Genomic DNA, 9,787 nt, shown 5'->3' on the forward strand with positions numbered 1-9,787 from the left:
AGGCGATCGTGACCCTGTCGCGCTCCTCGGTCGAGCCGTTCCTGCAGAGCTCCGCCCGGCGCGACCTGCGCGAGAAGGTGTTCCGCGCCTTCACCGCGCGCGGCGACAATGGCAACGATAACGACAATAACGAAATCATCGGCGAGATCCTCGCGCTGCGCCAGGAAGCCGCAGCCATCATGGGCTTCCCGACCTTTGCCGCCTATCGGCTTGAGGATTCCATGGCGAAGACGCCGGAGGCCGTTCGAGGCCTGCTGGAGCGGGTCTGGAAGCCGGCGCGGGCCAAGGCGCTCGCCGACCGCGACGAGCTGCAGAAGCTGATCGCGGCGGAAGGTGGCAATTTCCAGCTCGCGCCCTGGGACTGGCGCTATTACGCCGAGAAGCTGCGGCAGGCCAAAGCCAATTTCGACGATGCCGCGATCAAGCCCTATCTGACGCTGGAGAACATGATCGCCGCCGCCTTCGACTGTGCCACGCGGCTGTTCGGCGTCACCTTCACCGAGCGCCACGATATTCCGGTCTGGCATCCGGATGTCCGGGTATTCGAGGTCACTGACACCAAGGGTGAGCACAAGGCGCTGTTCTACGGCGACTATTTCGCCAGGTCCTCGAAGCGCTCCGGCGCCTGGATGACCTCGCTGCGCGACCAGCAGAAGCTCGACGGCGCGGTTGCGCCCTTGATCATCAATGTCTGCAACTTCGCCAAGGGCGCCGACGGCCAGCCCGCCCTGTTGTCGCCGGACGAGGCGCGCACGCTGTTCCACGAGTTCGGCCACGGCCTGCATGGCATGATGTCCAACGTGACCTATCCGTCGCTGTCGGGCACATCCGTGTTCACCGACTTCGTCGAGCTGCCCTCGCAGCTTTACGAGCACTGGCAGGAGCGGCCTGAAGTCTTGCAGAAGTTCGCCACCCATTACCAGACCGGCGAGCCGCTGCCGGAGGACCTGCTCAAGCGCTTCCTGGCGGCGCGCAAGTTCAACCAGAGCTTTGCGACGATCGAGTTCGTGTCATCGGCGCTGATTGATCTCGAATTCCACACCCAGGCGGCCGCTGCCAGCAAGGACGTGGCAGCCTTCGAACGCGCCGAGCTCGCCAAGATCGGCATGCCGGCGGAGATCGTGCTGCGGCACCGGCCGACCCAGTTCGGCCACATCTTCTCCGGCGATCACTATGCATCGGGCTATTACAGCTACATGTGGTCGGAGGTGATGGACGCCGACGCGTTCGGCGCGTTCGAGGAGGCCGGCAACATCTTCGATCCCGCAACGGCCAAGCGCCTGCTGGACAACATCTATGCGTCCGGCGGCTCGGTCGATCCGGAAGCGGCCTACGTCGCCTTCCGTGGCCGCGAGCCGGAGCCCGACGCGCTGTTGCGGCGGCGGGGGCTGCTGCCGGAGGCGGCGTGAGGCGAGGGAGACGCGGCGCTCGACTGTTTCACTCCGCTGTCATCGTCGCGCAGGCGGACGATCCAGTATTCCGAGGCGGCGGTGATGAACCGAGAAGCTGCGGCGTACTGGACGCTCCGCCTGCGCGGAGCATGACGGTGTGCATGAGGTGGGCTTTTGTGGCTCTACGCCGCACCTATGAAAGATATGGCTCAGCTCACTCCGCGGCTTGCGGCTCCTCCGCCTTCGCCACGGCCACCGCCTTTCCATGCCCCTGCGGCCGCAGCGCACGGCCCAACGCCATCAGCGGGAAATAGTGACAATACATGCCATAGCGCAGCATGAAGGCGCGGGAGAGCTCGGGGCCCTGCATCAGCCGCTCCGACAGGCTCGGATCGGTGAGCTTGATGGTCTGGCCGACGCCGTAGCCGGGGAAGCCGGCACCGGTGAATTCCGGCTCTGCCCAGGTGCCTGCGGACTGATGCTCGACGAGATAGCTGCAGCCGCGCTCGATCGCTTCGCGATCTCCGGGCCGGTTGACCGCGAGCAGCGCCATCAGCGCCCACGCGGTCTGCGACGCTGTGGTAGTGCCGCGGCCGACGGCCGAGACGTCCATGTAGGAAGCGCAGCTCTCGCCCCAGCCGCCATTGTCCTGCTGGTGCGCGACCAGCCAGTCGCAGGCGCGCTGGATGTAGGGCTGGCTCATGTCCTCGCCGATCGCGGCCAGCGCCGGCAGCACCGCGCCGGTGCCGTAGACGTAGTTGACGCCCCAGCGGCCGAACCACGGTCCCTCCGGCTCCTGCTCGCGGCGGACGAAGTCGAGCGCGCGCGTCATGGCGGGATGGTTGCGAGACAAGCCGAGCTTGCCGAAGGCTTCGATGGCATGCGCTGTGACGTCGACCGACGGCGGATCGAGCGCCTCGCCGAAATCACAGAACGGGATCTTGGTCAGGATCTGCTGATTGTTGTCCTTGTCGAAAGCGCCCCAGCCGCCGCTCTTGCTCTGCATGCCGACCAGCCAGTCGACGCCGAGCCGGATCGCTTCGTCGATGCCCTTGGCCTGCCATTTCGGCTCGTGACGCAGCGGCGCCAGCGCGATCAGCGCCACCGCGGTGTCGTCCGTATCGGGATAGTAGTTGTTGGCATACTCGAACGCCCAGCCGCCGGGCTTGACGTGCGGCAGCTTCACCGACCAGTCGCCTGGGACCCGCACCTGGCGGTCGAGCACCCAGTTCACGGCCTTGTCGACGGCCTCGGGAAAGTCGCCGATCACGCCGGCATCGTCGAAGGCCAGCAGGGTCAGGATGGTGTCCCACACCGGGCTGTTGGTGGCCTGGATGTAGGTCGCATCGCCGATATCGAAGCGCCAGCCGGGATCGTTCAGGGCATCGAGACCCTTGGCCACGACAGGATGATTGAGCGGATAGCCTTCGACATAAAGCGCCATCAGTCCATAAATCCATGGCGGCTGGATGCCGCCCCAGGCACCGTCGAAATCCTGATGGCGGATCATCCACTCGATCACGCGGCTGGTGGCTGCGGGACGAAACAGACCGAGATTCAGCCTGTTGCCGACATTCTGCAGCGTGTGGAGAACCTTGTCCGCGCCGCGGAAGAATTTGTCCCAGCCGCCGGCATTCGGCTTGACCGGCAGCTCATAGTCGAAGGCCGCGCGTCCCCGCGGAAACAGCGCGTCCAGCCGGTTCGCAGGCGGCAACGGTCGGCTCGGCCGCCGCGCCGACAGCACCGCGATCGGCATCAGTGTCGCGCGCGCCCATTGCGCGAAATTGTAGATCGAGAACGGAAACCAGGCCGGGAACCAGATCACCTCGGGCGGGATGTTCGGCACCTTTTCCCACGGCCACTCGCCGATCAGCGCGAGCCAGTAGCGGGTGAAGACGCGCACATTGCGCAGGCCGCCCTTGGCCTCGATCCATTCGCGCGCGCGTGTGAGCGGCGGCTCGGCATCGCGGTAGCCCAAGGAGCGGAGCGCGGCATAAGCCTCGACGGTGGCGTTGATGTCGCCGTTCGGCGCGCCGTGATAGATCTGCCAGGCGCCGTCGCCCCGCTGCGTATCCAGCAGCGACCGTCCGAGCCGCTTGCGCAAGGGGTGATCCTCGAGCCCCATGAACCACAGCGCGAGGCACCATTGCGCCTCCATGCAGGCGTTGGATTCGGCGCGCCCGACCCAGTGTCCGTCGGGCTTCTGGTTCGCGATCGACCACTCGGCCGCCGCCCGCACCGTCGATCGCAAGGCAGTCTCGAAATTGCCGGGTTCGCGGGCAGTGGGCTCGGATGTCGGGCCGCTCAACGTCATCAGCACAAATTCCCTCGGCAGCCCCATGGGCGCCCGTCTGGTCGGTCAAAGGGGATCTACCCTGCGGTATAGGCAATTTCCGCGATCAAGCCAATTCACGAGAGCTTCGGCCGTCGCTGAACGCGACCGAAACGGCCGTTTTGACGGTCAAATCCAGCGTTTTCGTAAGTGTGATTAACAGGCCGGCAGTGATGCAGGCCTGACATGCGTCACGGGCGTCGGAACATGAATGCGACGGTAAATCCCGGTGTCACACATGAAGGTAATTGCGGATCAGCGGCAGGAAGAAGATGGCCGCGGTGATCACGAACCCGAGCGCCCACAGGATCGAGCGCAGCGCCGGGCGGTCGCCGACATAGGTCAGCACATAGGCTGACCGCACGATTACGAACAGGATCGAGAGCTCGTTGATCAGGTTCTGCGGCGCGACGCGGAATTCGGCCAGCAGCACCGCGACCGCAAAGAAAGGGAACGCCTCGATGCCGTTCTGGTGCGCGCCGAGCGCACGCGCCCGGATCCCGTCCTGGTAGAAGGCGGGATCACGCGGCCGCGCGTTGTCGAATTGCTTCGCACCGAGCCATTTCACCGGTGCGATCGTCAGCAGGTACAGCATCACGCTGGCGAAAACGCACCACTCGGCAATGGTCATGGCTCCTCCGCCCCGATGACATCAACGTAACAGTCCTTATCTTGACAAGGTCGGCGTCAGCCGCCAAGTCGTTCGGCCACAACTTCCCAGGACCCCATGACCCTCGCCGCCTCGCTTGACCAAGTCAGAACCTCGCCGGCCACAAAGACCGCGCGCGTCGGCGTGCTGCTGGTCAATCTCGGCACGCCGGATACGGCCAATGCCGCCGGGGTGAGGGTGTACCTGAGGGAGTTCCTGTCCGATCCGCGCGTGATTGAGAACCAGGGCCTGCTGTGGAAGGTCATTCTCAACGGCGTCATCCTGCCCATCCGGCCGGGGCGGAAGGCACGCGATTACCTGACCATCTGGAATACCGAGAAGGACGAATCCCCGCTCAAGACCATCACGCGCGCGCAGAGCGACAAGCTGGCAGCGGCAATCGCGGATCGCACCCACGTCGTCGTCGACTGGGCGATGCGCTACGGCAATCCGTCGATGAAGGCCGGCATCGACGCGCTGATGGCGCAGGGCTGCGACCGCATCTTGGTGGTGCCGCTCTATCCGCAATATTCAGCCGCCACCTCGGCTACCGTCTGCGACGAGGCTTTTCGCGTGCTCGCCGCTCTGCGCGCACAGCCGACGCTTCGGGTGACGCCGCCTTATTACGACGAGGACTTCTACATCGAGGCGCTCGCGACCTCGATCGAAAACCATCTGAAGACGCTGTCGTTCGAGCCGGAACTGATCATGGCCTCGTTCCACGGCATGCCGAAGGCCTATGTCGACAAGGGCGATCCCTATCGCGAGCACTGCGTTGCCACCACGGCGCTGTTGCGCAAGCGGCTCGGTCTGGACGAGAGCAGACTGCTGCTCACCTTCCAGTCGCGCTTCGGCCGTGCCGAATGGCTGCAGCCCTACACCGACAAGACCATCGAGAAGCTGGCACGCGACGGCATCAAGCGCATCGCCGTGGTGATGCCGGGTTTTGCCGCCGATTGCCTGGAGACGTTGGAAGAGATCGCCGGTGAGAATGCCGAGATCTTCAAGCACAATGGTGGCGAGCAGTTTTCCGCGATCCCTTGCCTGAACGACAGCGATGAGGGCATGGACGCGATCCGGCAATTGGTGCTGCGCGAGTTGCAGGGCTGGATCTGACGCCTGACGGGACGTGACACCTTCAAGTCCTGGTTTATCATCATTTTGTCGAAGCCGGGTCTCTGAACCGGTTCCGCCGCCGCCGAGACAAAATCACGCGGCAATCCATCATGTGTGGTTGCTGTGGAATGGCGCGGGAACGGCTGTTTCCCGCCTTGGAGGTTTTATGAGCGGTTTCGACATTTTCGCAATTGCGGTGGCGCTGCTGGTGATCTTCACGCTGTTCGCCGGCGTGAAGACGGTGCCGCAGGGCTACGACTGGACCGTCGAGCGGTTCGGCAAGTACACGCGCACGCTGGCGCCGGGCCTGAATATCATCGTGCCCTATTTCGATCGCGTCGGGCGCAAGATCAACATGATGGAGCAGGTGATCGACATTCCCGAACAGGAGGTGATCACCAAGGACAACGCCACCGTGACGGTGGACGGCGTCCGTCGCCTTCTACCAGGTGTTCGACGCCGCCAAGGCAAGCTACGAGGTCTCCAATCTGGCGCAGGCGATCATCGTGTTGACCATGACCAACATCCGCTCCGTGATGGGCTCGATGGATCTGGACCAGGTGCTGTCGCATCGCGACGAGATTAACGAGCGGCTGTTGCGGGTGGTCGATGCCGCGGTGTCGCCCTGGGGGCTCAAGGTGAACCGCATCGAAATCAAGGACATCGTGCCGCCGGCCGACTTAGTCGAGGCGATGGGTCGGCAAATGAAGGCCGAGCGCGTCAAGCGCGCCGACATCCTGCAGGCGGAAGGCCAGCGGCAGTCGGAAATCCTGCGCGCCGAGGGCGCCAAGCAGAGCCAGATCCTGCAGGCCGAGGGCCGGCGCCAATCCGCCTTCCTCGACGCTGAGGCGCGCGAGCGCGCGGCGCAGGCCGAAGCCAAGGCGACGGAGATGGTGTCGGAGGCGATCGGCAAGGGTGACGTCGCCGCGCTGAACTACTTCATCGCCGACAAATACATCAAGGCATTCGGACAGCTCGCGGACTCGCCGAACCAGAAGGTGATCATGCTGCCGGTGGAGGCGATGGGCATGCTGGGCTCGCTCGCCGGCATCGGTGAGATCGCAAAAGCGACCTTCGGCGAGAGCGCGGTCTCGGCCCAGGCTGCCGCGCGCCGTGGTGGCTCGGTCCCGTCGGCCGGCGCGCCGCCATCAGCGCCGCCGCGCGCGTAAGATGAGAGGCTGATCATGAGCGAGATGTTTGTCACGCTCGGCACCTGGAACTGGCTGATCTTCGGCGTCATCCTGATGGCGCTGGAGTTGCTGGCGCCCGGCGTCTTCCTGCTCTGGTTCGGCCTCGCCGCGCTGCTGGTCGGGCTTGCATCGTTTGCGTTCAATCCGTCCTGGCAGCTGCAGATCCTGCTGTTCGCGCTGTTTGCGGCCGCCGCCGTGCCGCTGTGGCGGCGCGTCGCCCGCAGTGCCGCCAGACCGAACAGCGATAACCCGTTTCTCAACCGCCGTGCCGCAGCCCTGGTCGGCCGCCTCTTCACCTTGGAGAAGCCGATCATCGATGGCGCGGGAACTGTGCGGATCGACGACACGGTTTGGCGCGTCGCCGGCCCCGACACCCCGGCTGGCAGCCGCGTGCGGATCGTGCAGGCGGATGGCGCCAATCTCACAGTGGCGGGGGAGTAGTCGTCTCACGCCGTCATTGCGAGGAGCGGAGCGACGAAGCAATCAGTGCCGTGCGAAGATTCCGGATTGCTTCGTCGCCTCCGGCTCCTCGCAATGACGAAGGCATGAATTAGCTTTTGGCCCGCCAGCGCTCGGCAAAGCCATGCAGCGGCAGGAAGCTGGCGTGCAGCTCGCGGCCGAGCGGCGTGAGTGTATAGCCGTCGTCGCCGAGTGCGATGAAGCCGGCCTCGCGCAGCTCGTCGAGCCTGGTCTGCAGCACGGTCGGCGAGGCCTCGTCACAGGCGGTGCGCAACGCCCGCGAGGTCAGCGGGTCGCCGCGGAGTTCCCACAGGATCCGCAGGCTCCAGCGCCGACCCAAGAGGTCGAGCAGCGCCATGATCGGCCGTCCGGTGCGGGAGCCGCGGACACCGCGTGATTTGGCCGGCTTCGGCATCGAATCGTCCTTGCCTGGTGCTACAGAAAGTGTAGCGTAGCACTACGATAAATGTAGCAGTCAAAGGAGTGCTCCGCCATGTCTCGGATTGCCGCGCTCACGCCGCCCTACGCGCCCGATATCCAGGCCCAGTTCGACCGCATCATGCGCGGCGCGCCGCCGTTGACGTTGTTTCGGGTCATGGCCGGCCATGACAGGGCCTGGGAGAAATTCCGCGCCGGCAGCCTGCTCGATCGGGGCCCGTTAAGCTTACGCGAACGCGAAATCGTCATCGATCGCACCTGCGCGCTGAGTGCCTGCGAATATGAATGGGGCGTGCATGTCAGCGTGTTCGCGCAAGGCGCAGGCCTTGGCGCGGAGGAAATTCGCGCCACCGTGCTCGGCAGCGCCGATGCGCCATGCTGGTCTTCGGCGGAGCGGGCGCTGATCGCGGCGGTCGATGCTTTCCATCATCGCTCGACGCTCAGGGAGGGCGAGTTCGCCGAGCTGAAGACGCATTATGATGACGATCAGATCCTGGAGATCATCCTGCTCTGCGGCTTCTATCGCACCGTGTCCTATCTGGCGAACGGGCTGGCGCTGCCGCTGGAGGACAAGGCTGAGCGGTTTCCGGCTGGATGACCTTGATCGTCCGCGCAGGCGGAGCATGCAGTACTCCGCGGCAGAAGGGATCGAACAGAGACATCACGGCGTACTGGACCGTCCGCCTTCGCGAACGATGACAGCGGGGTCGCAACCACTTTCATTGCGCCGCTATTATGCGAAACAGGCACCCGGAATGACGACGTCGCCTTTAAGCCACGCCCGCGCGCAGCAAATCGTGCATGTGCAAAATGCCGACCGGCTTGCCGGCATCTGTGACGACCAGCGTCGTGATCTGAGCCGAGTTCAGGATCTCCAGCGCCTCGGAGGCCAAGGCGTCGCTGCGCACGGTCTTCGGGCTGGCTGTCATGATCTCGTCGACGGAAGCGGTCTGCAGGTCCGGCCGCATTTTTCGGCGGAGATCGCCGTCGGTGATGATGCCGGCGACATGGCCGCTGCTGTCGACGATGACGACGCAGCCGAGCCCTTTGGCCGACATCTCGACCAGCGCGTCCGACATGACGGTGCCCACAGGCTTCAGCGGCACCGCATCGCCGGAGCGCATCAGGTCGGAGATGTGCTTGAGCATGGCGCCTAGCTTGCCGCCCGGATGGAAATTGGCGAATTCGAGCGCGGTGAAGCCGCGGCTCTCCAGCAGGGCGATCGCCAGCGCATCGCCGATCGCGGCCTGCATCAAGGTCGAGGTAGTCGGCGCGAGATTATGCGGGCAGGCCTCGCGTGCCTTCGGCAGCTCGAGCACGGTGCCGGCCGCTGACCCGAGCGAGGACTGCGCATTCGACGTCACCGCGATCATCGGAATCGTGAAACGCTTGGCGTAGTTGATCAGCGTCTTCAGTTCCGGCTGCTCGCCCGACCACGACAGCGCGATGATGACGTCGTCGGCGGTGATCATGCCGAGGTCGCCATGGCCGGCTTCCGCGGCATGGACGAAGAAGGCGGGCGTGCCGGTCGATGCCAGGGTGGCCGCGAACTTGCGCGCCACGTGGCCCGACTTGCCGAGCCCGGTGATGATGGCCCGTCCCTTGGCCTTGCGGATCAGCTCGACCGCACTCACGAACGCGGGCGCCAGCGGACCCTGTAGGGCCGCCGCAATCGCGGCGATGCCATTGCTGCCCGCTTCCAGCGTCCGCAGCGCCGATTGCACGTCGGTATGGCGGGCAGGCGGCTCAATCAGGGGTTTCGATTTTGGCATGGCATCCGGAACAAGCGAGGTCCAACAGGCCCGTCCTTTACCATGGGTGAGGCGGCAAGAGGGCCATCAACAGCCCATTAACCATATTTGTTTTAACTCCCTTAACGGCAATTGTCCTGGCGGCGCAGGGTCGTCTAGTTAAACTGCTGATTTTATTGGAGTATTTTTTATCGTGGGGTTGGGGCCTGCCAGTGCTCGGGGAGGGCGTGCGCTGATCTTTCGCGCGTCTCTCGCGTGCCTGCTGCTCGCCACGGCCGGGTTGGCCGGCCCTGCTGCGGCCCAGACCATGGATGTGCTGAGCCCGGTACGTGACGGGTTCCTGGCGCCGCAGGATTCGCCGCTGCGCCGGACCGCCGCAGCTGGTAGCCCCGCCGATGCTAACGGTGTTCCCGGAGCCGGCGGCAGCGACACCATGGCGCCGTCGCGGATCGGCCAGGTGC

At 64.9% G+C, this 9,787-nt stretch carries 8 protein-coding genes and 1 pseudogene; 5 read left to right on the forward strand and 4 right to left on the reverse strand.

The genetic code is table 11. The features are described from left to right. The coding region (locus WA702_RS10525) for a M3 family metallopeptidase (RefSeq protein WP_425110453.1) at positions 1-1,409 on the forward strand (1,409 nt) is incomplete at its 5' end. A gap of 196 nt (positions 1,410-1,605) precedes the next feature. Here WA702_RS10525 and shc read toward each other — a convergent pair. Both shc and WA702_RS10535 read right to left on the reverse strand, forming a co-directional pair. Further along, positions 1,606-3,705 (reverse strand): squalene--hopene cyclase, encoded by a 2,100-nt coding sequence (gene shc / locus WA702_RS10530; RefSeq protein WP_425110454.1) that lies wholly within the window; start codon positions 3,703-3,705, stop codon positions 1,606-1,608. Positions 3,706-3,955: 250 nt separating this feature from the next. Then, entirely contained in the window at positions 3,956-4,354 is a 399-nt protein-coding gene (locus WA702_RS10535; protein ID WP_425110455.1) for an MAPEG family protein, read from the reverse strand. A 96-nt stretch (positions 4,355-4,450) separates the two neighbouring features. Here WA702_RS10535 and hemH point away from each other — a divergent pair, with 96 nt between their 5' ends. From hemH to WA702_RS10550, 3 genes and pseudogenes are all read left to right on the forward strand, one after another. Beyond that, entirely contained in the window at positions 4,451-5,488 is a 1,038-nt protein-coding gene (gene hemH / locus WA702_RS10540) for a ferrochelatase (RefSeq protein WP_425110456.1), read from the forward strand. A 166-nt stretch (positions 5,489-5,654) separates the two neighbouring features. Then, positions 5,655-6,657 (forward strand): annotated as a pseudogene (locus tag WA702_RS10545) (SPFH domain-containing protein). A gap of 15 nt (positions 6,658-6,672) precedes the next feature. After that, on the forward strand, positions 6,673-7,119 hold the full coding sequence (locus tag WA702_RS10550) for an NfeD family protein (protein WP_425110458.1): 447 nt from the start codon (positions 6,673-6,675) through the stop codon (positions 7,117-7,119). Between the two features lie 109 nt (positions 7,120-7,228). Here the strand turns inward: WA702_RS10550 and WA702_RS10555 are convergent, their stop codons facing one another. Next, positions 7,229-7,552 carry a winged helix-turn-helix transcriptional regulator gene (locus tag WA702_RS10555; protein ID WP_425110459.1) on the reverse strand — a complete coding sequence of 108 codons (324 nt, stop codon included), beginning with the start codon at positions 7,550-7,552 and terminating at the stop codon, positions 7,229-7,231. Positions 7,553-7,630: 78 nt separating this feature from the next. Here WA702_RS10555 and WA702_RS10560 point away from each other — a divergent pair, with 78 nt between their 5' ends. Next, a complete protein-coding gene (locus WA702_RS10560; RefSeq protein ID WP_425110461.1) occupies positions 7,631-8,173 on the forward strand; it encodes a carboxymuconolactone decarboxylase family protein in 543 nt (180 codons plus the stop codon). Positions 8,174-8,345: 172 nt separating this feature from the next. Here the strand turns inward: WA702_RS10560 and WA702_RS10565 are convergent, their stop codons facing one another. Beyond that, a complete protein-coding gene (locus WA702_RS10565) occupies positions 8,346-9,347 on the reverse strand; it encodes a KpsF/GutQ family sugar-phosphate isomerase (RefSeq protein ID WP_425110462.1) in 1,002 nt (333 codons plus the stop codon). Between the last annotated feature and the right edge of the window lie 440 nt (positions 9,348-9,787).

Source organism: Bradyrhizobium sp. (genome assembly GCF_049798375.1).
In the GTDB taxonomy this organism is placed as follows: domain Bacteria; phylum Pseudomonadota; class Alphaproteobacteria; order Rhizobiales; family Xanthobacteraceae; genus Bradyrhizobium.

Excerpts from the sequence above, each read along its gene's own strand:
- WA702_RS10535 (WP_425110455.1), bottom strand. The coding sequence starts at position 4,354 with ATGACCATTGCCGAGTGGTGCGTTTTCGCCAGCGTGATGCTGTACCTG.
- hemH (WP_425110456.1), top strand. The coding sequence starts at position 4,451 with ATGACCCTCGCCGCCTCGCTTGACCAAGTCAGAACCTCGCCGGCCACA.
- shc (WP_425110454.1), bottom strand. The coding sequence starts at position 3,705 with ATGACGTTGAGCGGCCCGACATCCGAGCCCACTGCCCGCGAACCCGGC.
- WA702_RS10555 (WP_425110459.1), bottom strand. The coding sequence starts at position 7,552 with ATGCCGAAGCCGGCCAAATCACGCGGTGTCCGCGGCTCCCGCACCGGA.
- WA702_RS10550 (WP_425110458.1), top strand. The coding sequence starts at position 6,673 with ATGAGCGAGATGTTTGTCACGCTCGGCACCTGGAACTGGCTGATCTTC.
- WA702_RS10565 (WP_425110462.1), bottom strand. The coding sequence starts at position 9,347 with ATGCCAAAATCGAAACCCCTGATTGAGCCGCCTGCCCGCCATACCGAC.
- WA702_RS10560 (WP_425110461.1), top strand. The coding sequence starts at position 7,631 with ATGTCTCGGATTGCCGCGCTCACGCCGCCCTACGCGCCCGATATCCAG.